The sequence below is a fragment of the Pseudomonas wenzhouensis genome (assembly GCF_021029445.1).
Lineage (GTDB): Bacteria > Pseudomonadota > Gammaproteobacteria > Pseudomonadales > Pseudomonadaceae > Aquipseudomonas > Aquipseudomonas wenzhouensis.
In genome coordinates, this window is sequence record NZ_CP072610.1 from 4,319,363 (window position 1) to 4,343,694 (window position 24,332).

Sequence of the window (24,332 nt, forward strand, 5' to 3'; positions counted from 1 at the left end):
TATCTACGAACGCGCTTCACTCGCCAGTCGCTCCGTGGCGCGCTACCAGACCACGCGGTGTGCCGCCCTGCCAGCGGCGGAAGGCGCGGTAGAACGGTGACAGCTCGGCGAAACCGCAGGCCCGTGCCACGTCGCGCATATCCTGCCCCTGATCGAGCAGGCGCAGCGCGCGCAAGCGGCGCACTTCATCGTGCAGGGCACGAAAGCTGCTGCCCTGCTCGCTCAATGCCCGCTGCAAGGCGCTGCGGTTACTGCCCAAGGCCTGCGCGCAGGCTTGCAGGCTGCAGGTTGCGCGGCCCAGGTTGAGTTCCAGCCAGTAGCGCACCCGTGCCAACAGCTGGTTTTCCACCAACTCCGCCAATTGCCTCTCGGCTTCCTCGCTGAGCACCTCGAACAGCCTTGGACTGGCGCTGCGCGAGGGTCGCGAGAGCAATACGCGCGGCAGGATCAGTACGTCATGCGGCTGCGCGAAGCGTGGCTCGACGCCCAGCAGGCGACGATGCTCGACCAGCCTGCGTGGCGCCAGGTGACGAAACTCGACGCCCAGTAGCGGCAGCTCACCGCCAGCGGCCGATGCCAGCATCTTGCTCAGCAGCACGGCCAGGCACTCCATCTGCTGGCGCAGTGAACCGACCTCACGGTAGTTGAGGTCGATCACCAGGCGCGCTTCCTCGCCCTGCTCCTCCAGCCGCGCGGCGAACCCGCCGGAGAGGATGTGCTGGAAGCGCACGAAGGCTTGCAAGCCCTGACGCACGTCCCGAGCAGCCAGCAGCAGGTAACCGACCACATCCATCGGCCGTGGCTGCATGACCTCGCCCAGGTGCAGGCCAATGTCGGCGTCCCCGGTGATACCTTCCAACGCCTGCCAGAAGCGCGGTGCGTTGTCATGCTCCTCACGCGCCTCCAGCAACGGCGCCGCCAGCGCCACGCCGGCGTAGGCCTGACGGTAGGTATCGGTGGGATCGAGCCCCAATGCCGCCAGGGCTTCATACAGCAGGCGACGCAGGGTCGAAGAGTGGGTCAGGGCGACGAAGGCGTTATCGGGCATGAGGACTCCATATGGATTTGACCATATAATTTCAGGCCTGAAGCATATGGTCAATGCCGCCACACGGGCGCCCACGCAAAATGCCTGCACGCTTGCCCACAACAATAAGGATCGCTGGATGAAACGCTCACTGACCGCCCTGGCGCTGGTAATCGCTGCCGCAGCCGGTGGCCTGACCTGGTATCTGCACGACAAGCAACCGCAACGTGACGGCGAATTGCGAATGAGCACCCTGCAGGCGCCGGTCACGGTCGACTATGACGAGCGCGGCGTGCCGCATATTCGCGCCGAGAACGAGGCCGACATGTACCGCGCCCTGGGCTTCGTGCATGCCCAGGATCGTCTGTTCCAGATGGAGCTGCTGCGCCGTCTGGCACGCGGCGAACTGGCCGAAGTCCTGGGTGAACAGCTGGTGCCCACCGATCGCCTGTTCCGCACCCTGGAAATCGCTCGCCATGCCGATGCCTACGCCGCCCGACTGGATGCCAGCAGCCCATCCACCCAGGCCCTGCAGCACTATCTCGAAGGCATCAACCAGTACCAGGCCAGCCGCCCGCGCCCACTGGAGTTCGACCTGCTGGGCATCACGTCACGCCCCTTCACCATGGCCGATACGCTGAGCGTCGCCGGTTACGTGGCCTACAGCTTCGCCGCCGCCTTGCGCACCGAGCCGCTGATGACCCATATCCGCGACGAGCTGGGCGCGGACTACCTCCAGCTGTTCGATCTCGACTGGTATCCACAGGGCGTACTCGCCAACACACTGAATACCGGTGACTGGCAGGATCTCGCGGCACTCGCCCAACTCAGCAATGGTGCCCTGGCAGGCAGCGGCCTGCCCCAGTTCGAGGGCAGCAATGCCTGGGTCGTCTCCGGCAGCCGCACGGCCAGCGGCAAGCCACTGCTGGCCGGCGACCCGCACATTCGCTTCTCGCTGCCAGCCGTGTGGTACGAGGCCCATCTGCAAGCGCCCGGTTACGAGCTGTATGGCTACCACCACGCGCTGGTACCCAGCGCCATGCTCGGCCATAACCGCGACTTCGCCTGGAGCCTGACCATGTTCCAGAATGACGACCTCGACCTGATCGCCGAGCGCGTCAACCCGGACAACGCCAATCAGGTCTGGTACCGGGGCAATTGGGTCGACCTCGAGCAGCGCACGGAAACCATCCAGGTCAAGGACGCCGAACCGGTGCAGCTCACCCTGCGGCGCTCGCCGCACGGGCCGATCATCAACGATGCGCTGGGCCAGACCAGTGGCAGCACGCCCATCGCCATGTGGTGGGCCTTCCTCGAAACCGACAACCCGATGCTCGACGCCTTCTACCAGCTCAATCGTGCCGACAGCCTGGGCAAGGCGCGCGCCGCCGTCGAGAAGATCGAGGCCCCTGGCCTCAACGTGGTCTGGGCCAACGCCAGCGGTGATATCGCCTGGTGGGCGGCGGCCAAGCTGCCGCTGCGCCCAGCCGGGGTCAACCCGACCTTCATTCTCGACGGCAGCAGCGGCGAAGCGGACAAACTCGGCTATCACCCCTTCAGCGCCAACCCGCAGGAAGAAAATCCCGAGCGAGGCTATATCCTCTCGGCCAACTACCAGCCCGTGCCGGCCAGTGGCATCGAGATTCCCGGTTATTACAACCTGCCTGATCGCGGTCAGCGCCTGAACCAGCGCCTGAACGACACCTCGGTGAAATGGGATACGCACAACAGCCAGGCACTGCAGCTCGACCCCGGCACCGGTTATGGCCCGCGTCTGCTGGCGCCGATCCTCGACGAACTGCGCAGCGCGGCACTGGACGATCAGGAGCGCGCGCTGGTGGCGCAACTGGCCGGGTGGAATGGCGACCATACGCTCGACTCCGTGGCCGCTACCCTGTTCAACCAGCTGACCTATCAGATCGCCCACGAAGCCATGGCCGACGAACTGGGCGAGGTATTCTTCGACAGCCTGCTGCAGTCCCGCGCGCTCGACAGCGCCCTGCCGCGCCTGACCGCCGATGCCGACTCCCCCTGGTGGAACCGCCAGGGCAGCGAACAACGCGAAAGCCGTGCGCAGATCGTCGCCGATGCCTGGCGCGCCAGCCTGGCGCATCTGCGCCACGTACTCGGCAACGCCCCGGAAACCTGGACCTGGGATCGCGCGCATACCCTCACCCACGAACACCCACTTGGCCAACAGCCGCTATTGGCGCGCGTGCTGAATATCGGCCCGTTCGCCGCACCCGGTGGCCATGAAACGCCGAACAACCTGTCACACAAAATCGGTACGGCGCCCTGGCCGGTGGTTTACGGCCCTTCGACGCGGCGCCTGATCGACCTGGCCGATGCCGACAAGGCGCTGGGCGGCATTCCCGTCGGCCAGAGCGGCGTCCCCTTCGACGCGCATTACGCTGATCAAGCCGCCGCACATGTGGCCGGCGAGTATCAACCGCAGCATCTGAGCGAAGCCGACGTCAACGCGCACAGCCAGGGCACGCTGCGCCTGCTGCCGCGCTGAGCACCACGCAGCGTGGTGCACCAACGGTGCATCGCGCTGCACGCTGGTGCAGCCTGCTGGCTGCCAATAGCCGTCTCAGCCGCGCCGAACAGGCCTGAAACCCAAGCAGAACGCGCCTTACAGCCACGGTCATAAAACTGGCACAGCCTCTGCATGGGCTATGACAATCCAGTTTTGGGGGCCTTGGTACAGGCAGGCCGGGGAATCCCCCTCTTTATGCGACGCGACAACCGCGTCAGATGGGCGCCACCGCTCAACAGGCACGGCGCCATCCGTTTCGGGGACCTTGGTACAGGCAGGCTGGGGAATCCCCTTCTTTATCTGGTACGCAGCACCAGGCGCGCATGCCAACGCCCATCCTCTTGCGCACCGCGCCACTCCCCGTCCAGCGGGCGGGGCGACACCAGCACCAGCAGCAGATCACGCCCCTCGCGCTCGATGCGCCAGTTCACCAGGCCCAGCGGCAGTTTGAGCTGGCCGTCACGTACCCGACCGTAGGCATCCTCATAGCGATACACCAGCGCGCCCTCGACATGCTCGACCTGCTGCGGCGGCTCACGGTTGAACCATAGCTGCAAGCCCTGCTCCCAGGGCTCGGCGTCCTCGATACGCAGCCGTGGCGGCTCGAACACCCGGCCGATCATCACCCCGATCAGAAAGGCAAGCAGCATCACCGACGCGACAAAACGCCAGCGCAAACGCGGCCGTGGATCTTCTGGCGGCGTAGAATGGCGCTCGTCCCAGTGCTCGGAGTGCTGCATGTTTCACGTCATCCTCTTTCAACCGGAAATTCCGCCCAATACCGGCAACATTATCAGGCTGTGTGCCAACAGCGGCTGCCAACTGCACCTGATCGAGCCGCTGGGCTTCGAGCTGGACGACAAGCGCCTGCGCCGCGCCGGCCTGGACTATCACGAATACGCCACGCTCAAGCGCCACTCTGACCTGCAGAGCTGCCTCGACAGCCTCGGCCAGCCGCGCCTGTTCGCCTTCACCACCAAGGGTTCGCAGCCGTTCCACGAAATCGCCTATCAGCCCGGTGATGCCTTCCTGTTCGGCCCGGAAAGCCGCGGCCTGCCAGAAGAGGTTCGCAACGCCCTGCCGCCCGAACGGCGCGTGCGCCTGCCGATGCGCGCCGGTTGCCGCAGCCTGAATCTCTCCAACACCGTGGCGGTGACGGTTTATGAAGCCTGGCGGCAGAACGGCTTCGCCGAAGCCGAGTGAGGCGCGCACCCTGCTCTACCCATCCAACGATGCCGAATAAACGCCGCAACACAACCTGTAGGAGCCGGCTTGCCGGTGATCACACCAGCCAAACATCGCCCGCAAGCGGGCGCCTACAACGCATGCTGGCAGCCTGGGTTAAGCTCAGCGAAACCCGGGGGCCGCCTGATGGGTCATTCTTATGCTCTGCCGCGCCACCCGGCATGAAGTGGGCGCTGCAAACACTGGTAACCCTGCAGAGCGTGGGCAGCACCGGTTATGGAAACCGGTTCATGCCGCCCCTGAAAAAGCAAAACGCCGCGCTCCCTCGCAGGGAGTCGCGGCGTTTTTCCAGCGCTATGACGCTTATTGCGCAGCGGTTTCGCCAGCCTGCTGCATGCGCTGCAGCTCCTGGGCGTACAGCGCGTCGAAGTTCACCGGCGACAGCATCAGGGCCGGGAACGAGCCGCGGATCACCAGGCTGTCCAGCGCTTCGCGGGCGTAGGGGAACAGGATGTTCGGGCAGAAGGCGCCAAGGGTGTGGCTCATCGAAGCCGCGTCCAGACCCTTGATCAGGAAGATGCCGGCCTGCTGCACTTCAGCGATAAAGGCGACTTCTTCGCCGTTCTTCACCGTTACCGACAGGGTCAGCACCACTTCATGGAAGTCACCTTCCAGGGCCTTCTGGCGGGTATTGAGATCCAGACCGACGCTCGGCGTCCACTCCTGACGGAAGATTTCCGGGCTCTTCGGCGCTTCGAAGGACAGGTCCTTGACGTAGATGCGCTGCAGGGAGAATTGCGGGTTCTGCGAATCGGCAGCGGCGGCGCCGCTGTTGGCTTGCTCGGTCATGGCGTGTGCCTTCCTTAACGTTGAGGTTTCAAGCGGGGTTCTGCAGCAGCGCATCGAGCTTGCCGGCGCGCTCCAGGGCATAGAGGTCGTCACAGCCACCAACATGGGTGCTGCCGATCCAGATTTGCGGCACCGAGGTGCGCCCAGCCTTGCGGGTCATCTCCGCGCGCACGGCCGGCTGACCGTCGACGCATATTTCCTCGAAGCCCACCCCTTTGCTGCTCAGCAGTTGCTTGGCACGCATGCAGTAGGGGCACCAGTCGCTGGAGTAGATGACCACGCCGGTCATGTCACTTCACCAGCGGCAGGTTGTCGCCGCGCCAGGTGGCGATGCCACCGGACAGTTTGGCAACGGTGTAGCCGGCCTTCTTCAGCTCGCGGGCGATGCTGCCGGCGTGCTGGCCCATGGCGTCGACGATGATGATGGTCTTGGCCTTGTGCTTGTCCAGCTCGGCGATGCGCGCTGCGACCTTGTCGTAAGGAATGTGCAGCGAATCGACGATATGACCGGCGGAGAAGTCCTTCTGCGCGCGGATATCCAACACCACGCCCTGTTCACTGTTGACCAGTGCGGTGAGCTCGCGGCTCGACAGGCTCTGCCCGCCCTTGCGCATTTCGGTGACGATCAGCAGCACCAGCAGCACGGCAAATGTGCCGCTCAGTACATAGTGGTTAATGATGAATTCAATCAGGTTGGCGAACATCTATAGGGCCCAGGACGGTAAGTCGGGTAGGGATAGGCCATTGCTGGCCCATCCCCCCCTAAGAACCGTACGTGCGGCTTTCACCGCATACGGCTCAAGCTTACGAAAAAATCAAGTAGCTTGGCCGGCAACGTACGAAGTGTTGCGTCGGATTCTACAGCTATAAGCCGCTGAATCGTAGAGTTACCTCTTGGCGCTGGCTGTGAACCAGCGCATGGCAGTTGGGATGAAGCAGGGTGCGATTACGTAAAGTATCCGAGCCGCCGTCCACACGCCTGATGACGTGATGGTCGTGCCAGCCAGTTTCCTTGCTCACCGCTTGCCCGCAAAGGGCACAAAGCCCCTTTTGTCTGCGGAAGATACTGAGTATTTGCCCCCGATAACGCAGCTTGTGCTGCATCCGTTGAACCCTCAGCGCCTCCCACTTCAGCTCGTGCGCCACATCATAGGGGTTGTAAGCCCCAGGTAGACGTTTGTGACGCACGATTGCGGTTCCCGCCAACAGGTATAGCCGGCGGTACTGCTTTTCTCCCTTACCATTCTTGTAGGGGTACGCGAACACCCAGCTCTGCCCGCCTATGGATCGGAAGTATTTATTCCTGATCCAATCAGCCGACTTCCTCGGATGCCTACGTTTCGCCCACCTCCAGATTCGCCAAAAGATCAGATGATCCAGCTTGCTGAAGGTTTCCTTTGCCACGACCGGGAGTGATATTGCGCCCACCCCTTCAGTACCGGGTTCAGTTGGCCGATCAACGCTTCCTGCGTCATAGCCCCGCTGCTTTTGATGATCTCGCGTACCTTCCGATACAACGCCGAGGCGTTCTTCTTCGAGGGCTTGATCAGCAGCTTGGCCTTCCTACGTGGTGACTTCGGCACGTACTTCCTGAAATTCCACCCCAAGAAATCGAATCCCTGGTGAATGTGCGTGATGCGCGTTTTCTCCCGAGATAACTCAACCCCTCGTACTGACAGGAATTGCTCTACCCAGGGCTTGACCTCTTCCTCCAGCAGCTCTTTCGAGGCTGCCAGGATCACGAAGTCGTCCGCATACCGTACACACTGCACCTTGGTCTTCTCGGCCTTATTGATGCCTAGCTTCTTCGCCAGATGACGTTTCAGCTGAGTTTCCAGACCGTTCAGAGTGGCATTGGCCAGACAGGGCGAAATAATTCCACCCTGCGGCGTCCCGGCTTCCGTTGCCATGAGTTGTCGCCGGTCGATAACCCCGGCTTTTAACCACTTGCGCAGTACCTTCGTGTCCATCGGGACATTCCGACACAGCCATTCGTGGTTGATGTTGTCGAAGAAGCCCTTGATGTCGCCTTCCAGAATCCAGACCGGCGCCGTTTGCGACGACAGCAGGTGGAAAAGCTCAACCATTGCGTCAGCAGTCGAACGATCCGGGCGAAATCCATAGGACTTCGGATCGCTGGTGCTTTCGATTACAGGCTCCAACGCTTGCAGATGCAGCGCCTGCATGGCCCGATCCAACATCGTCGGGATACCCAGCGGGCGCTCCTCCAGCTTGCCGGGTTTCGGTATCCAGACCCGCCGTAGCGGTTTGGGCCGATAACCCCGTTGTTTCGACAGACTTCCCACAGCACGGCGCTTGGCCTGGGGCGATCCCCAGGTTTCTCCATCGACGCCCGGAGTCTTACGACCCCGGTTCTCCGTGACTCGTCGTACAGCCAAACAGCGGCCGTAAAACGAATAGGTCAGCATCCGTTGCAGGCGTTTAACCCTGCGCCAGTTACCTTCCTGTGTTGCCTGCGCAATCTTTAGCTGCGTTTTCCGAACGGCTTGCTGAATGGTGGTCCAATCAAGATCGTGCCAGTTCATCACTCCGCCGGAGTGCGGATTCCACGGTCATCTGGCCACCCATTCCATGAACATCTGACCACCGATTCCACGCTGATCCGGCCACCCATTCCACGCGCATCCGGCCACTGATTCCACGGCCATCCGGCCACTCAACCGGGCAGGCAGCTACGCAGGATTTCTTCACTACCATCGACCTCTTTTTCGAAGCAGAGAGGTCGTCGTGGAGCGTTTATCCATGCGTAAGATTCGCGAAGTACTACGTCTCAAGTTCGAGGTCGGACTATCAGCTCGCCAGATTGCGGTCAGCGTGCAGGTCGGTCGTGTCACCGTCGGCGACTACCTCAATCGTTTTGCCGCCAGTGGTCTCAGTTGGCCCTGTTCGTTGTCCGATGCCGAGTTGGAGCAGCAACTGTTCCCGCCGGCCCCGGCGGTTGTCAGCGAGAAGCGGCCTTTACCCGATTGGGCATGGGTGCATGCCGAACTGCGCCGCCCCGGGGTGACCCTGGCGCTGCTCTGGCAGGAGTACCGCCTGAGCCAGCCGCAGGGCTTTCAGTACAGCTGGTTCTGTGAGCATTACCGAGCCTGGCAGGGCAAGTTGGACGTGGTGATGCGTCAGGAGCACCGCGTCGGCGAGAAGCTGTTCGTCGACTATGCCGGCCAGACGGTGCCGGTTATCGATCGCCACAGCGGCGAGATCCGCCAGGCGCAGGTGTTCGTCGCAGTGCTCGGCGCGTCCAGCTACACCTTCGCCGAAGCCACCTGGTCGCAGCAGCTGCCGGACTGGCTAGGCTCCCATGCCCGCTGCTTTGCCTTCCTCGGCGGCGTGCCGGAGATCGTGGTGCCGGACAACCTGCGCAGCGCGGTAAGCAAGGCCCATCGTTACGAGCCGGACATCAACCCCAGCTACCGCGACCTGGCCAAGCACTACGGAGTGGCGGTGGTGCCGGCGCGGGCACGCAAACCGCGCGACAAGGCCAAGGCCGAAGTCGGCGTGCAGGTGGTCGAGCGCTGGATCCTCGCCGCGCTGAGGAACCGCCAGTTCTTCTCCCTGGACGAACTCAACAGCGCCATTGCCTTATTGCTGGAGCGGCTCAACCGACGACCGTTTCGCAAGCTGCCGGGCTCCCGGCACTCGGCCTTCGAAGCCCTGGATCGTCCAGCGCTGCGCCCACTGCCGGAGCAGCCCTACGTGTATGCCGAGTGGAAGAAGGCGCGGGTGCACATCGACTACCACGTCGAGGTCGATGGGCACTACTACTCGGTGCCGTACCAACTGGTGAAGAAACAACTGGAAGTACGCCTGACAGCGCGCACGGTGGAGTGCTTCCACGCCAATCAGCGGGTGGCCAGCCACCTGCGCTCACCGCACAAGGGCCGGCACAGCACACAGGCCGAGCACATGCCCAAGAGCCATCGCGAGCACGCCGAGTGGACGCCACAACGGCTGATCCGCTGGGCTGAGCAGACCGGGCCGAACACGGCCGGCGTGATCAGCCACATCCTCGAACGGCGCATCCACCCAACCCAAGGCTACCGGGCCTGCCTGGGCATCCTGCGCCTGGGCAAGACCCATGGCGAAGTGCGCTTGGAGTTGGCCTGCCGTCGCGCCCTCAGCCTCGGTGCGTGCAGCTACAAGAGCCTCGAATCGATCCTGCGCCAGGGGCTGGAAAACCTGCCGTTGGCTCAAGCCAACCTGCCCCTGCTGCCGGACGACCACGCCAACCTGCGCGGCCCCGGCTACTACCACTGAACACAAGGAATCCCACCATGCTGCCCCATCCGACCCTGGACAAGCTCCAGACCCTGCGCCTGCACGGCATGCTCAAGGCACTCGCCGAGCAACTGAAAACCCCGGACATCGACAGCCTGAGCTTCGAGGAACGCCTCGGCCTGTTGGTCGACCGCGAACTGACTGAACGCGACGACAAGCGCCTGAGCAGCCGCCTGCGCCAGGCCCGGCTCAAGCACAACGCCAGCCTCGAAGACATCGACTACCGCAGCCCGCGCGGGCTGGATAAGGCGCTGATCCTGCAACTGAGCGGCGGCCAGTGGCTACGCGACGGCCTCAACCTGATCATCGGCGGCCCCACCGGCGTGGGCAAAACCTGGCTGGCCTGCGCCCTGGCCCACCAGGCCTGCCGAGAGGGCTACAGCGTGCGTTACCTGCGCTTGCCGCGCCTACTGGAGGAGTTGGGCCTGGCTCACGGCGACGGGCGCTTCGCCAAGCTGATGAGCAGCTACGCCAAGACCGACCTGCTGATCCTCGATGACTGGGGTCTGGCCCCGTTCACCGCCGAACAGCGTCGCGACATGCTGGAGCTACTGGATGATCGCTACGGCCAGCGCTCGACCCTCGTGACCAGCCAAATGCCCGTGGACAACTGGCACGAACTGATCGGCGATCCGACCCTGGCCGATGCCATCCTCGACCGCCTGGTGCACAACGCTTATCGGATCAATCTGAAGGGTGAATCAATGCGCAAACGGACGCAGAAATTGACGACGCCAGCCAACCCGGACTAACAATGCCACCCCTGCGTCGCTGCGCTCCGACTGCCCGGCCGGATGGCCGTGGAACAGGTGGCCAGATGGCCGTGGAATGCCTGGCCAGATGAGAGCGGACTGGGTGGCCGGATGGCGTGGAATCCGCACCGGAGGGCGCAGACGCGACCGGTGTTGCTGGTTGCGTTTTCATACAGTCCTCCTGAGATGAACGACATTCAGGACGGACTACTCCCCTATGGGCTGTAGTCGCCCATAGGGTCGTTTGGTTATCGCTGGAATCAGCGGCTCTTCTTGCGCTCGTAAACCAGATGCACGTCAGCCAGGGTTGCCCCTGCCGGTGATGTTTCAACCGGTATGCCACCCATTACAGGCGGCCATTCGCTTCTTGCATCCTCCCATTCCCCACACCCATCAGCGCCCCTTGCGGTTTGCCTGCCTGACCATGTTGTTGCTGATCAGGCGAGTGGTCGGGATTGCCACGTTCCCCGAGTCGCATCTATTCCCCGTTTAGGCTTCGTCTTTCCCCCGGCAGCGGTGTGGTACCGCACCGCATAACATCACTGCGATGACCGGCTGCATTGCCATTTTGGCTAGGGCCAATAATTGCCGTAGGCCCATCACTGGTTACGAGGGTTCAGGCGACGATTCACATGCGTTAGCCATGCGGGTTAGGTCATTAGCCTCGTTACGTCCGTGCAATTCGGACGTAAAGCGTTCTCCGTCACCGGATAACACCCTCATAAGAGCGAGACATTGTTAATCGGGCTTCACACCCCAGGGTTGGCCCCTGACGCATGCCGATCTAATGAACTGGCAGGTACATGCCAGGCTCGGTACTTCCTATACAAGCGAAGTTGAGCAATGCGATTCGGAGCTTTTCGCTCCGTGCTTGGTTCAACACCCTACAACGTCTCACGACGGTGAATTGGCTCACTGCCAGACGTGCGAGGATGAGTTCTGCCCGGAGGGCAAATTCACCCTCGGGTCAGACATTTTTAGTAACAGTTCGATGATAGCTGAACGTTACTATCCTGTTTCTGTAACCGCTCATTGACCCATTTTAGGGTTTAAACAGATACAGCTTTTGTTATCCATCCCCGCCAAAACGAAGCGTTTCCAGGGTGTGGATTAACCAGGCTGAGCCGGTTTGTTGAATGCTTTTTCTGGCTTCAAACCCCCTGATAGCAAGGGATTAAGGTGCCTAGGCGCATTAACCAAACCAAGCACGACACGTTCAACGTGTCGCACAATGCCGGCCAGTATACACAGCCCCACAGGTCGGCCAAACCCCGTCTGGCAGTGACGCGCCAGGCGCTTGGCCCTAAAATGCCTGGCTGTTTCCTTGCCCCTTCAGACGCAGAGCGAGCCAGTTCAATGAGTGCCACGCCAAAACCCTTGGTTCTGATCATCCTCGACGGCTTCGGTCACAGCGACAAACCCGAGTACAACGCCATCCATGCTGCCAACACGCCGGTCTACGACCGCCTGCGTGCAACCTACCCACACGGCTTGATCTCCGGTAGCGGTATGGATGTCGGCCTGCCGGACGGGCAGATGGGCAACTCCGAAGTCGGTCACATGAACCTCGGCGCCGGGCGCGTGGTGTACCAGGACTTCACCCGTGTGACCAAGGCGATCCGCGACGGCGAGTTCTTCCAGAACGCGACGATCAACCAGGCCGTGGACAAGGCCGTGGCTGCCGGCAAGGCCGTGCACATCCTCGGCCTGCTCTCCGACGGCGGCGTACACAGTCACCAGGATCACATCGTCGCCATGGCCGAACTGGCCGCCAAGCGCGGCGCCGAGAAGATCTACCTGCACGCCTTCCTCGATGGCCGCGACACCCCACCGAAAAGCGCACAACCTTCGATCGAGCTGCTCGATGCCGCCTTCGCCCGCCTCGGCAAGGGCCGCATCGTCAGCCTCATCGGCCGCTACTTCGCCATGGATCGCGACAACCGCTGGGACCGCGTCGAGCAGGCCTATAACCTGATCGTCGACGGCGCCGGCCAGTTCAACGCCGCCAGCGCCGTGGAAGGCCTGCAGGCCGCCTACGAACGCGGCGAGAGCGACGAGTTCGTCAAGGCCACCACTATCGGCACGCCGGTGCAGGTGGAAGATGGCGACGCCGTGGTGTTCATGAACTTCCGCGCCGACCGCGCCCGCGAACTGACCCGAGCCTTCGTCGAGCCTGGTTTCAAGGAGTTCGAGCGCCAGCGCGCACCGCAGGTCAACTTCGTCATGCTCACCCAGTACGCGGCGAGCATCCCGGCGCCCAGCGCCTTCGCCCCGGAAGCGCTGACCAACGTGCTCGGCGAATACCTGGCGAAGAACGGCAAGACCCAGCTGCGCATCGCCGAAACCGAGAAATACGCCCACGTCACCTTCTTCTTCTCTGGCGGCCGCGAAGAGCCGTTCGAGGGCGAAGAACGCATCCTCATCCCCTCGCCGAACGTCGCCACCTACGACCTCAAGCCGGAAATGAGCGCGCCGGAAGTCACCGACAAGATCGTCGATGCCATCGAAAACCAGCGTTATGACGTGATCATCGTCAACTACGCCAACGGCGACATGGTCGGCCACACCGGCGTGTTCGAAGCGGCGGTCAAGGCCGTGGAAACCCTCGACACCTGCGTCGGGCGCATCACCGAGGCGCTGGAAAAGGTCGGCGGCGAAGCGCTGATCACAGCCGACCACGGCAACGTCGAGCAGATGGAAGACGAGTGCACCGGCCAGGCGCACACCGCCCACACCTGCGAGCCGGTGCCCTTCATCTACGTCGGCAAGCGCCCGGCGCGCATTCGTGAAGGTGGCGTGCTGGCCGACGTGGCACCGACCCTGCTCACGCTGATGGGCCTGCCACAGCCAGCCGAGATGACCGGCAAGACCATCGTTGAGCTGCAATAAGACGCAAGCATCGTAGCCCGGATGCAATCCGGGGAATCGCCCCCCGGATTGCATCCAGGCTACGCGTCACGTTCGCGCGTCTTGCCGCCAGTGGCATGCAGCTTGCCGCTGCTTTTTTAGGCATACTAAGCGCCATTCGCTACTCCGCCAGGTATCGCCCCGCCCATGCTTCGCATCCTTGCCCTGATTCTGCTCAGCAGCCTGATCGCTCCAGCCAGCGCCGATCAGCGTGCTGACGCCCAACGCCAGTTGGAAGCGGCACGCCAGGACGTCGCCGAGTTGAAGAAATTGCTGGAGAAGCTGCAGCAGGAAAAATCCGGCGTGCAGCAGCAGTTGAAGAAAACCGAAACCGAGATGGGCGACCTGGAAGGCCAGGTCAGGGAACTGCAGCGCGAACTCAAGGACAGCGAGCAGGAAATCCGCCGCCTGGATCAGGAGAAAAAAAAACTCCAGAGCGCACGCACTGAACAGCAACGGCTGATCGCCATCCAGGCGCGCGCGGCCTATCAGAGCGGCCGTCAGGAATACGTCAAGCTGCTGCTCAACCAGCAGAACCCGGAAAAATTCTCCCGCACCCTCACCTACTACGACTACCTCAGCCAGGCACGCCTCGAACAACTCGCAGCCTTCAACGAGACCCTGCGCCAACTGGCCAATGTCGAGCAGGAAATCCTCGGTCACCAGAACCAGTTGCAGGCGCAGAAGGCCGAACTGGATCAGCGTCACGCGCAACTCGCCGAAGCCCGCAAGGAGCGCCAGCAGGCGCTAGCCAAGCTCAACCGTGACTTCGCCAGCCGCGATCAGCGACTCAAGGCGCGCCAGCAGGAACAGGCCGAACTGAGCCGCGTACTGAAGACCATCGAAGAAACCCTGGCGCGCCAGGCGCGCGAAGCCGAGGAGGCACGCAAGCGTGCCTTGGCCGCACAGCAAGCGCGCCCGGGCACCCCGGCAAGCGCTCCGGCCAGCGGCCCTCTGGTCAGTACCGGCGCCGTCTACGGCGGGCCTTTCGCCAGTGCACGCGGCAAGTTGCCGTGGCCGGTAGATGGCCGATTGGTAGCACGCTATGGAACCCCGCGCGGCGGCGACGCTCGTACTAAGTGGGACGGCGTGCTGATCGGTGCACCTGCCGGTACTCAGGTACGTGCCGTGCACGGCGGCCGAGTGGTTTTCGCCGACTGGTTGCGTGGTGCCGGTCTGTTGGTCATTCTCGACCATGGCAATGGTTATCTGAGCCTGTATGGCCACAACCAGAGCCTGCTGAAGAATGCCGGAGACGTGGTCAAGGCCGGCGACCCCATCGCCACCGTTGGCAGCAGCGGCGGTCAGGAGGCTTCGGCACTGTACTTCGCCATTCGCCAGAACGGTCGCCCGAGTGATCCGGCACAGTGGTGCCGCGCGCAGGGATAGTCAGGCCTCGAGCCTGATGGCGCCTCATTCATTTAGGAGTTCTTTTCATGTCTCATCGCTTCCGCCCCACCTGCCTGGCCCTGGCCCTCGGGCTGCTGCTCGGCGCTCCAGCCCTGCATGCCGCCGAGCCGGCCCCTGCGCCGGCAGCAACGGCGAGCGGCAAGGCTCCGCTGCCGCTGGATGATCTGCGTACCTTCGCCGAGGTGATGGACCGCATCAAGGCCGCCTATGTCGAGCCGGTGAGCGACAAGACCCTGCTGGAGAATGCCATCAAGGGCATGCTCAGCAACCTCGACCCACATTCGGCCTACCTCGAACCAGAAGCCTTCGCCGAACTGCAGGAAAGCACCAGCGGCGAGTTCGGTGGCCTGGGCATCGAGGTCGGCATGGAGGATGGCTTCGTCAAGGTGGTATCGCCTATCGACGATACCCCCGCATCGAAGGCCGGTATCCAGCCCGGCGACCTGATCGTCAAGATCGATGGCCAGCCGACCAAGGGCCTGTCGATGATGGAAGCCGTGGACAAGATGCGCGGCAAGGCCGGCAGCAAGATCGAACTGACCCTGGTGCGTGACGGCGGCCGCCCGTTCGACCTGACCCTGACCCGCGCCGTGATCAAAGTGCGCAGCGTCAAGAGCCAGATGCTCGAAGATGGTTACGGCTACCTGCGTATCTCGCAATTCCAGGTCAACACCGGCGAGGAAGTCGGCAAGGCGCTGACCAAGCTGCGCCAGGAGAACGGCAACAAGAAGCTGCGCGGCCTGGTCATGGACCTGCGCAACAACCCGGGCGGCGTGCTGCAGGCCGCCGTGGAAGTGGCCGACCACTTCCTCAAGAGCGGGCTGATCGTCTACACCGAAGGGCGTCTGGCCAACTCCGAGCTGCGCTTCAACGCCGACCCGGCCGATGCCAGCGAAGACGTACCGCTGGTGGTACTGATCAATGGCGGTAGCGCCTCGGCCTCGGAGATCGTCGCCGGCGCCCTGCAGGATCACAAACGCGCCGTGCTGATGGGCACCGACAGCTTCGGCAAGGGCTCGGTGCAGACCGTGCTGCCACTGAACAACGACCGCGCGCTGAAGCTGACCACGGCACTGTACTTCACCCCCAATGGTCGCTCGATACAGGCCCAGGGCATCATCCCCGATATCGAAGTGGCGCGCGCCAGGGTTACCCGCGAGCAGGACGCCGAAGGCATCAAGGAAGCCGATCTGCAGGGCCACCTGGGCAATGGCAACGGCGGCGCCGATCGCCCGAGCAAGGCCGCACAGGCAGCACGTGCCGAACGTCCGCAGGACGACGACTACCAACTGAACCAGGCGCTCAACCTGCTCAAGGGGCTGAACGTCACACGCGGCAACTGAGCCAGCCGGCCATACGAAAAAAGCCCGGACAACTCTCCGGGCTTCTCATGTCGACGCGCTTTGCTGCGACCCACACCCTCCGTAGGGTGCGCCATGCGCACCGAGCCCTACTCGCGCGCCAGGGTCGGAACTCAGGGCCCCGAGAGCCGCAGAGGTTACAGATAGTTCTCGGTAATATCGTCGATAAAGCCTTCAGCGCGCATCTCGTCGAGTGCCTTCTGCAGGCGCTCGACCACCTCATCCGGGGTGTCCTTGTTCAGCGCCAGGTACAGCTCGGCATCATTGAAACGCAGCACCGTGTTGAGGCCGCTGACATCTTCCTGCTTGGCCAGGTAGCGACCGACCGGATCGGTGGTGGCCCACAGATCGATCTGCCCGCGCACCAGCTTCTTCACGTTCTCCTGGTCACGCAGGGCGTTGATCGGAGCTAGCCCCTGGCTTTCCAGGTGCTGGCTGACCGCATCGTTCTTGTAGGCACCGACGCGGTACTTGGCGGCATCCTGCAGGCTCGACACCTTGATATCGCTGCCCGGGGCGGCGAGCAGCACCCAGCCGGTCTTGGCCAGTGGGCCCACCCATTTGAACAGCGGCTTGCGCTCTTCGGTATAGGTGGTGGAGAACAGCCCGTAGTTGGGCTTGTCCAGCGTCAGGCGATAGAGGCGATCCCATGGAAAACGCAGGGTCAGGGTGTAGTCGATTCCGGCACGCTTGAACATCTCGCGCACGATGTCGGCACTGATGCCGTCGATACCGTCGTCACGGGCGAAGTTCTTGTCGTCCACCGCCATGTTGAAGGGCGGGAAATTCTCGGTCAGCAGCACCACCTTGTAATCCTGCGGCAACTCCGCGTGGGCGGAGCCGCACAGCATGAACAAAGCGACAAACAGGCTTTTCTTCAGAGTATTCAGCATAAGACGTACCGCTCGCATGATTTTGGTTATGGCTAGCGACATCCCTGCATGGGCCTGAGCCCGGTCATTGGCACTCAGTGGCTTTGCCATCCATGGCAAGCGACCGGCTCGTGGCCGGTCGCGTGTTCGGTGCTTACAGGTAGTTGTTCAGCGTCTCGTCGACAAAGCCTTCGGCGCGCATCTGATCCAGCGCGGCCTGCAGCTTGGCGACGATCTCGTCAGGCATTTCCTTGTTCAGTGCCAGGTAAAGCTCGGCACTGTCGAAGCGCAACACGGTGCGCAGACCGGAGATCCCCTCCTGCTTGGCCAGGTAACGGCCGGCCGGGTCACCAGTGGCCCAAAGATCGATCTGACCAGCCATCAGCTTGCGCGCATTTTCCTGATCACGCAGCGAAGTGCTGTGTTCGACGCCCTTCTCGGTCAGGTATTGGGAGATGGCATCGCCCTTGTAGGCACCGATGCGATACTGCTTGGTCTCATCCAGGCTGGCCAGGCTGAGCGGGCTGTCGCCCTTGGCCAGTAGCACCCAGTCGTCCGGGCCGATGGGGCCAACCCATTTGAACAACGCCTCGCGCTCCGGCAGGCGTGCGGTAACGAACACGCCATAGCCTGGTTTCTCCAGGGCCAGCTTGTAGATGCGGTCCCAGTGGAAACGCAGGGTCAGGCTGTACTTGACCCCGGCACGCTTGAACATCTCTCTGACCACATCCACGGCGATGCCATCGATATTGTCTTCCTGAGCGAAGTTCTTGCCGTTGATCGCCATGTTGTAAGGCGGGAAATTCTCGGTCAGCAGGACCACGCTGTAGTTCGGGTCCACTTCGGCGCGCGCGACACCGGTCAGCACCACAAGGGAGCCGCCCAGCGCGACCAGCAGGCGTTTGAACATGGCATTTCTCTTTCTAGTAATGAGGCAGACCGCCACAGGATAACCGCCAAGCCCTCCCCAGCCCAGCGATTGCCGGCAATCTCACTCAGTAGCGGGCCTCGATGCCCTTCAATGCACCCTCGGCCCGCAATGCGTCCGGGGCACTGTGCAACTTCTGAACCAGCTCATCCGGGGTTTGCAGATTGAGCGCCAGGTAAAGATCTACCGAGTTCAAGTGCTGAACGACCTTGAGACTATCCACACCTTCCTGGCCGGCCGTGAGCGGCCCGGCCTGACTGGAGGCGATCCACAGGTCGATCTGACCTTTGTCGAGTTTCCGGACGTTTTCGGCATCACGCAGTGCAGCCTGCACCTCTATGCCTCTGTCCAGCAGGAACTGGGTCTTGGCATCGCCTTTGTAGCCGCCTATCCGGTATTGCCGCGCGTCTTCGATGCTGGCCAACTGGATCGGGCTGTCGTTCTTGGCAAAAAGCACCCAGTCGTACCTGGAAATGGGGCCAACCCATTTGAACAGGCTCTCACGCTCCGCTGTGCGCGCGGTAGAGAACACCCCGTAACCGGCATCGTCCAGCGTCTGCTGGTATACGCGCTGCCAGGGGAAACGCAGGATCTGCTGGCACTCGACCTCTGCACGCCCGCATACCGCACGCAGAATATCCGAGCTGATACCGGTGACACCTTCGTCACGGGCATAGTTGGTAGCGGATACCGACACATGGAGGCATATTTTCCGTCAGCAGCACCAATGGCGCTGCGTGGGCAATGCTGAGGCCAGATGCAAGGGCCAGGTGGTTACGAATCGAAGAAGAAACATGCAGACTCCGTGTCGAAATGCTCGGCAACAAGCAGCCCCGTGCAATCGCGCGGGTTCTCAAGGCTTGTGATTAACGCGTAATGCTAGCTGGATCGCAGGCACTTTGCCGTCGACTCGCCCGCAGCTTTCGCACCCGCCTTGTCGAGTCCGCCACAAGGCCGCAAAACTGCGGCCCGAGAATAGAAAAACTAGCGCACCACGATGCCACGGCTGGCCAGATAGGCCTTGGCCTCAGGCACGGTGTATTCGCCGAAGTGGAAGATGCTCGCCGCCAGCACGGCATCAGCCTTGCCTTCGAGGATGCCGTCAGCCAGGTGCTGCAGGTTACCGACGCCACCAGAGGCGATCACCGGCACGCGCACGGCCTCGCTGATGGCGCGGGTCACGCCCAGGTCGTAACCACTCTTGACGCCGTCCTGATCCATGCTGGTGAGCAGGATCTCACCGGCGCCCAGCCCTTCCATCTTGCGCGCCCACTCCACGGCATCGAGGCCGGTCGGCTTGCGCCCGCCGTGAGTGAAGATTTCCCAGCGGCCCGGCGCTACGCGCTTGGCATCGATGGCAACGACGATGCACTGCGAACCGAAGCGCGCCGCGGCCTCACCGACGAACTCGGGGTTGAACACCGCCGCGGTGTTGATGGACACCTTGTCGGCACCGGCATTGAGCAGGTTGCGGATATCCTGCACGGTGCGCACGCCGCCACCGACGGTGAGCGGGATGAACACCTGGCTGGCCATGCGCTCGACGGTGTGCAGGGTGGTGTCGCGACCGTCGACGCTGGCGGTGATATCGAGGAAGGTGATCTCGTCGGCGCCCTGCTCATCGTAGCGGCGAGCGATCTCCACCGGGTCACCGGCGTCGCGGATGTTCTCGAACTTGACGCCCTTGACCACGCGGCCGTTGTCCACGTCGAGGCAAGGAATGATGCGTTTGGCCAATGCCATGCTGAAACCCTCTCTAACCGGCTGCGCCGCACATCCGCGGCGTTGCGTGGTGCTCGCTCCTCGCCGTACTACAGTACTGCCTCGTCGCTGCGCGCCACGCGCCTTGCGTCTGAAGCGGCTCGCTCGCTTAGCGAGGGCTTCAGAGCGTGCTTAATTCTTGAAGTTGTCGCAGAAGGCCTGCGCCTCGGCCACATCCAGGGTGCCTTCGTAGATCGCACGGCCGGTGATGGCGCCGATGATGCCGGGCGAACGCGCCAGCAGCAGCTTCTCGATATCGCCAAGGTTGTGGATGCCACCGGAAGCGATCACCGGGATCTTGCTGGCAGCGGCCAGAGCGGCGGTGGCTTCGACGTTGCAGCCCTGCATCATGCCGTCTTTGGCGATGTCGGTATAAACGATAGCCGACACACCGTCAGCCTCGAAGCGCTTGGCGAGATCCGTCGCCTGTACGCTGGAGACTTCCGCCCAGCCGTCAGTGGCGACGAAACCATCCTTGGCATCCAGACCGACGATGACCTTGCCGGGGAAGGCCTTGCACGCCTCGGTGACGAACTCGGGCTCTTTCACCGCCTTGGTGCCGATGATCACGTAGCTAACGCCCGCGCGCACGTAGTGCTCGATGGTCTCCAGGGTGCGGATGCCACCGCCGATCTGGATTGGCAGGGTCGGGTAGCGCTTGGCGATGGCGGTGACCACCTCACCGTTGACCGGCTGGCCCTCGAAGGCGCCGTTCAGGTCGACCAGGTGCAGACGGCGGCAACCGCCCTCGACCCACTTGGCGGCCATGCTCACCGGGTCGTCGGAAAATACCGTGGAGTCTTCCATGCGGCCCTGGCGTAGACGCACGCAAGCGCCGTCCTTGAGATCGATAGCGGGGATAATCAGCATCGGTTGAACCTGCTCAAGTCTTGAAAACGAAAAAGAAGGGTCAGCTCTTTTCGAGCGCCCAGAGGTCGCTCTCGATGCTTTCGAACCTGTCTTTCAGGTGCGCCTGCACATCGAGGATCGCCTTGTTGTAATAGTGCGGCGCCAGCTCGCGGGTGATCTGGTCGAGCACTTCCTGCACTTCGAAGGTGCCCAGTTGCAGCTCGAAACGCTCGTCGAGAAAGCGCTTCAGCATCAGCAGCGCGGCCTGCTCCTGAGCAGGCTCGAGCGCCAGGCTTGGCACCTTGGCGCGGGCCATTACCAGCGACCGTCCCAGGCGATGAAGTTCTGCAGCAGTTGCAGGCCGTGGGTATGGCTCTTCTCCGGGTGGAACTGCACGGCAAAACGCGAGCCCTCGGCCAGCGCTGCGGCGAAGTCCTTGCCGTAGTGGCCACGACCGACCACCTGCTGCGGCTTGCCGGCCTCGATGTAGTAGCTGTGCACGAAGTAGAAGCGCGCGTGGTCAGGAATGTCGTGCCACAGCGGGTGTTTGACCGCCTGCGCCACTTCGTTCCAGCCCATATGTGGCACCTTGAGGCGCTCGCCGTCTTCGTTCAGATCCTTGCCGAAGAAACGCACCTGGCCGGGGAACAGGCCGATGCAATCGACGCCGTCGTTTTCCTCGCTGCGCTCGAGCAGCGCCTGCATGCCGACGCAGATACCGAGGAACGGACGATCGGCACTGACCTCACGCACCAGTTCATCGAAACCCAGACGCCTGATCTCGGCCATGCAGTCGCGGATCGCACCGACACCGGGGAACACCACACGATCCGCTTCGCGGATCACCTTGGCGTCCGAGGTTACCAGCACGCGGCCGGCACCTACATGCTCCAGCGCCTTGGCCACCGAATGCAGGTTGCCCATGCCATAGTCGATTACGGCTACCGTCTGCATTTACAGGCAGCCCTTAGTCGAAGGCATCTGTCCGGCCATGCGCGGGTCCAGCTCCACGGCCATGCGCAGCGCGCGGCCGAAGGCCTTGAACACGGTTTCGATCTGGTGGTGGGTGTTGTGCCCGCGCAGGTTGTCGATGTGCAGGCTGACCAGGGCGTGGTTGACGAAGCCCTGGAAGAATTCCTGGAACAGATCGACGTCGAAGTTGCCAACCACCGCGCGGGTGAACGGCACGTGCATCTGCAGGCCCGGGCGACCGGAGAAATCGATCACCACGCGCGACAGCGCTTCGTCCAGCGGCACGTAGGAATGGCCGTAACGGGTCATGCCCTTCTTGTCGCCAATGGCCTTGGTAAAAGCCTGGCCGAGGGTAATACCGACGTCCTCGACGGTGTGGTGGTCGTCGATATGCAGATCGCCCTTGCACTCGATATCGAGGTCGATCAGACCATGACGGGCGATCTGGTCGAGCATGTGCTCGAGAAAAGGCACACCAATGTCAAACTTGGCCTTGCCGGTGCCATCCAGGTTGATCGAGACCTTGACCTGGGTCTCCAAGGTATTGCGCTCGACGAATGCCGTACGTTCGGCCATCACCAGCTCCACGAATTACTAACGGAAAAAGGCCCGCATTATAGGCGTGCCGGGGCGGCAACGGCTACCGGCGATGGTCGGACGGGCAGAAACGAAAAAGCCCGCGCAGGCGCCTAATGCTGTTCACTTAAGAAACGGTCGAGCTCGATCAGTCCCCTCGCCCCTCCGGGAAGAGGGTTAGGGAGAGGGGGAAACTGGCAGTTTTGCGGTGTTTTCTGCCCTCTCCCCCAGCCCCTCTCCCATAACATGGGAGAGGGGAGCCAAACGTGTGCAACCTTAAGTGAACAGGATTACGCGCAGGCGCCAGGCCTGAGCGGGCTTTTCCACAAGCACGGCGTTACTGGAACAGCACGAGCGTCTTCTGCAGGGTGATCCACACACCCCAGGCCAGCGGAATACCCACCACAAGCCAGGCAACAACGGCCACCGGCTTGCTCGACGGATCAGCCGACCACTCCAGCTCGCTCGCTGCCGGCGCCGACTTCTCGCCATGGGCGCGCTCGGCGGCCAGCTCGGCCTCGCTCATGAAGTACTTCGGCGCCACCGGACGCACCAAGGCGTTGCAGATGAAGCCCAGCACCAGCAGGCCGGCGAGGATGTACAGGGTGATGTCGTAGGCTGCCGCCTTCTCCACACCGATGCTCAGCTGGTACTCGCGCAGGTAGTTGACCAGCACCGGGCCGAGCACACCGGCAACCGCCCAGGCGGTCAGCAGGCGACCGTGGATCGCGCCGACCATCTGTGTGCCGAACAGGTCGGCCAGGTAGGCCGGCACGGTGGCGAAGCCACCGCCGTACATCGACAGGATGATGCAGAACGCCAGCACGAACAGCGCCAGGCTACCCAGTTGGCCGAGCATCGGCACCGAGGCGTAGAGCGCGAAGCCCAGACCGAAGAACACGAAGTAGGTGCCCTTACGCCCGATGAAGTCCGAGCAGGAGGCCCAGAAGAAGCGGCCACCGATGTTGAACAGGCTGAGCAGACCGGTGAAGCCCGCAGCGATGGCGGCGATCTCGACCAGTTGCGCAGAGCTGAGCTCGTTGAATGCCAGGTCGACACCGATCAGCTTGCCGGCGAAGACTTCCTGCAGCAGCGGCGAAGCCATGCCGATGATGCCGATACCGGCCGACACATTCAGGCACAGCACGGCCCAGACCAGCCAGAACTGCGGGGTCTTCCACGCAGTGTTCACGTGTACGTGACCCTTGGTGATCATCGCGTTGTTGGCCTTGGCTGCCGGCGCGGTCCAGCCTGCCGGTTTCCAGCCGGTCGGCGGTACGCGGTAGGACAGTGCGCCGCCCATCATGAAGATGAAGTAGATCACCGCCATGACCACGAAACTCTGCCAGACGCCCACGCCTTCAGCCGACGCGAAGTGATTCATCAGAATCGCCGCCAGCGGCGCACCGACCATCGCACCACCGCCGAAGCCCATGATCGCCATGCCGGTGGCCATGCCGCGCTTGTCCGGGAACCACTTGATCAGGGTCGAAACCGGCGAGATGTAACCCAGGCCGAGACCGATACCACCGATTACCCCCGAGCCCAGCCATAGCAGCCAGATCTGGTGGCTATAGATACCCAGCGCGGAAATCAGCAGACCGCCGCACCAGCACAGCGCGGAGACCACGCCCGCCTTGCGCGGGCCGGCATGTTCCAGCCAGCCACCCCAGATGGCAGCCGAGCAGCCGAGGAAAACGAAGAACAGGGTATAGATCCAGCCGAGCATGGAGATCTGCCAGTCGCAGTTGCTGGCGAAAATCTGCTCGAAGAAGCCCATTCCCGGGGCGCAGGCCGTGGCAGCGGTGATACCGACCGCCTTCGACAGCGGCAACCAGAATACCGAGAAGCCGTAGGCCATGCCGATACACAGGTGAATGGCGAGAGCGGCTGGCGGAACCAACCAACGGTTGAAACCGGGGCGCGCGATGATGCGCTCCTTGGACAGAAATGCAGGCTTCGCCACATCGCCGTCCAATACAAAGGCGTCAGTCATAGAGTAGGTCTCTTCTTATGGTTACGAGCAAGCAAGGGCAATCGCATAG

At 62.7% G+C, this 24,332-nt stretch carries 21 protein-coding genes and 1 pseudogene; 7 read left to right on the forward strand and 15 right to left on the reverse strand.

The window, feature by feature from the left end:
* Positions 1–16: 16 nt before the first annotated feature.
* Positions 17–1,048 (reverse strand): AraC family transcriptional regulator, encoded by a 1,032-nt coding sequence (locus tag J7655_RS20140; protein WP_230925926.1) that lies wholly within the window; start codon positions 1,046–1,048, stop codon positions 17–19.
* Positions 1,049–1,166: 118 nt separating this feature from the next.
* Here J7655_RS20140 and J7655_RS20145 point away from each other — a divergent pair, with 118 nt between their 5' ends.
* On the forward strand, positions 1,167–3,545 hold the full coding sequence (locus tag J7655_RS20145; RefSeq protein WP_230925927.1) for a penicillin acylase family protein: 2,379 nt from the start codon (positions 1,167–1,169) through the stop codon (positions 3,543–3,545).
* Positions 3,546–3,862: 317 nt separating this feature from the next.
* On the opposite strand, the gene J7655_RS20150 is transcribed toward J7655_RS20145, so the two are convergent.
* A complete protein-coding gene (locus tag J7655_RS20150) occupies positions 3,863–4,306 on the reverse strand; it encodes a hypothetical protein (RefSeq protein ID WP_230925928.1) in 444 nt (147 codons plus the stop codon).
* Between J7655_RS20150 and trmL the strand changes: the two genes are divergently transcribed.
* A complete protein-coding gene (gene trmL, locus J7655_RS20155) occupies positions 4,305–4,769 on the forward strand; it encodes a tRNA (uridine(34)/cytosine(34)/5-carboxymethylaminomethyluridine(34)-2'-O)-methyltransferase TrmL (RefSeq protein WP_230925929.1) in 465 nt (154 codons plus the stop codon). The genes J7655_RS20150 and trmL overlap by 2 nt on opposite strands.
* Positions 4,770–5,114: 345 nt before the next feature.
* Here trmL and secB read toward each other — a convergent pair whose 3' ends face one another.
* The 4 genes and pseudogenes from secB to ltrA form a co-directional block, all read right to left on the reverse strand.
* The gene (secB, locus tag J7655_RS20160) at positions 5,115–5,600 is read right to left on the reverse strand and encodes a protein-export chaperone SecB (protein ID WP_003464143.1); all 486 of its coding nucleotides are present in this window, start codon (positions 5,598–5,600) and stop codon (positions 5,115–5,117) included.
* A 28-nt stretch (positions 5,601–5,628) separates the two neighbouring features.
* On the reverse strand, positions 5,629–5,889 hold the full coding sequence (gene grxC / locus J7655_RS20165) for a glutaredoxin 3 (RefSeq protein ID WP_230925930.1): 261 nt from the start codon (positions 5,887–5,889) through the stop codon (positions 5,629–5,631).
* 1 nt (position 5,890) lies between these two features.
* Positions 5,891–6,304, reverse strand: coding sequence for a rhodanese-like domain-containing protein (locus J7655_RS20170; protein WP_230925931.1), 414 nt, complete (start codon positions 6,302–6,304; stop codon positions 5,891–5,893).
* Between the two features lie 160 nt (positions 6,305–6,464).
* A pseudogene (ltrA, locus tag J7655_RS20175) lies at positions 6,465–8,146 on the reverse strand (group II intron reverse transcriptase/maturase).
* Positions 8,147–8,363: 217 nt separating this feature from the next.
* On the opposite strand from ltrA, the gene istA reads away from it, so the two are divergent.
* From istA to J7655_RS20200, 5 genes are all read left to right on the forward strand, one after another.
* The gene (istA, locus tag J7655_RS20180) at positions 8,364–9,878 is read left to right on the forward strand and encodes an IS21 family transposase (protein WP_230925932.1); all 1,515 of its coding nucleotides are present in this window, start codon (positions 8,364–8,366) and stop codon (positions 9,876–9,878) included.
* Between the two features lie 17 nt (positions 9,879–9,895).
* Positions 9,896–10,651, forward strand: a complete 756-nt coding sequence (istB, locus tag J7655_RS20185) for an IS21-like element ISPpu7 family helper ATPase IstB (RefSeq protein WP_230925724.1) — start codon at positions 9,896–9,898, stop codon at positions 10,649–10,651.
* Positions 10,652–12,007: 1,356 nt separating this feature from the next.
* On the forward strand, positions 12,008–13,540 hold the full coding sequence (gene gpmI, locus J7655_RS20190; RefSeq protein ID WP_230925933.1) for a 2,3-bisphosphoglycerate-independent phosphoglycerate mutase: 1,533 nt from the start codon (positions 12,008–12,010) through the stop codon (positions 13,538–13,540).
* A gap of 165 nt (positions 13,541–13,705) precedes the next feature.
* Positions 13,706–14,947, forward strand: coding sequence for a murein hydrolase activator EnvC family protein (locus J7655_RS20195; RefSeq protein WP_230925934.1), 1,242 nt, complete (start codon positions 13,706–13,708; stop codon positions 14,945–14,947).
* Positions 14,948–14,994: 47 nt separating this feature from the next.
* Positions 14,995–16,311: a S41 family peptidase gene (locus J7655_RS20200; RefSeq protein ID WP_230925935.1), complete on the forward strand. Its 1,317-nt coding sequence runs from the start codon at positions 14,995–14,997 to the stop codon at positions 16,309–16,311.
* Positions 16,312–16,466: 155 nt separating this feature from the next.
* On the opposite strand, the gene J7655_RS20205 is transcribed toward J7655_RS20200, so the two are convergent.
* The 9 genes from J7655_RS20205 to J7655_RS20245 form a co-directional block, all read right to left on the reverse strand.
* Positions 16,467–17,222, reverse strand: a complete 756-nt coding sequence (locus tag J7655_RS20205; protein ID WP_230925936.1) for a substrate-binding periplasmic protein — start codon at positions 17,220–17,222, stop codon at positions 16,467–16,469.
* A 133-nt stretch (positions 17,223–17,355) separates the two neighbouring features.
* Positions 17,356–18,111: a substrate-binding periplasmic protein gene (locus tag J7655_RS20210; RefSeq protein ID WP_230925937.1), complete on the reverse strand. Its 756-nt coding sequence runs from the start codon at positions 18,109–18,111 to the stop codon at positions 17,356–17,358.
* A gap of 85 nt (positions 18,112–18,196) precedes the next feature.
* Positions 18,197–18,826 (reverse strand): substrate-binding periplasmic protein, encoded by a 630-nt coding sequence (locus J7655_RS20215; RefSeq protein WP_230925938.1) that lies wholly within the window; start codon positions 18,824–18,826, stop codon positions 18,197–18,199.
* Positions 18,827–19,113: 287 nt separating this feature from the next.
* A complete protein-coding gene (gene hisF, locus J7655_RS20220; protein ID WP_003464161.1) occupies positions 19,114–19,872 on the reverse strand; it encodes an imidazole glycerol phosphate synthase subunit HisF in 759 nt (252 codons plus the stop codon).
* Between the two features lie 150 nt (positions 19,873–20,022).
* Positions 20,023–20,760, reverse strand: a complete 738-nt coding sequence (gene hisA / locus J7655_RS20225; protein ID WP_230925939.1) for a 1-(5-phosphoribosyl)-5-[(5-phosphoribosylamino)methylideneamino]imidazole-4-carboxamide isomerase — start codon at positions 20,758–20,760, stop codon at positions 20,023–20,025.
* Between the two features lie 40 nt (positions 20,761–20,800).
* Positions 20,801–21,055 carry a DUF2164 domain-containing protein gene (locus J7655_RS20230; RefSeq protein ID WP_230925940.1) on the reverse strand — a complete coding sequence of 85 codons (255 nt, stop codon included), beginning with the start codon at positions 21,053–21,055 and terminating at the stop codon, positions 20,801–20,803.
* Positions 21,055–21,693, reverse strand: coding sequence for an imidazole glycerol phosphate synthase subunit HisH (hisH, locus tag J7655_RS20235; protein WP_230925941.1), 639 nt, complete (start codon positions 21,691–21,693; stop codon positions 21,055–21,057). The genes J7655_RS20230 and hisH overlap by 1 nt, the downstream gene beginning before the upstream one ends.
* A complete protein-coding gene (gene hisB / locus J7655_RS20240; protein ID WP_099526028.1) occupies positions 21,694–22,287 on the reverse strand; it encodes an imidazoleglycerol-phosphate dehydratase HisB in 594 nt (197 codons plus the stop codon). It lies immediately after the preceding gene.
* A 337-nt stretch (positions 22,288–22,624) separates the two neighbouring features.
* On the reverse strand, positions 22,625–24,283 hold the full coding sequence (locus J7655_RS20245) for an OFA family MFS transporter (protein WP_230925942.1): 1,659 nt from the start codon (positions 24,281–24,283) through the stop codon (positions 22,625–22,627).
* Positions 24,284–24,332: the final 49 nt, after the last annotated feature.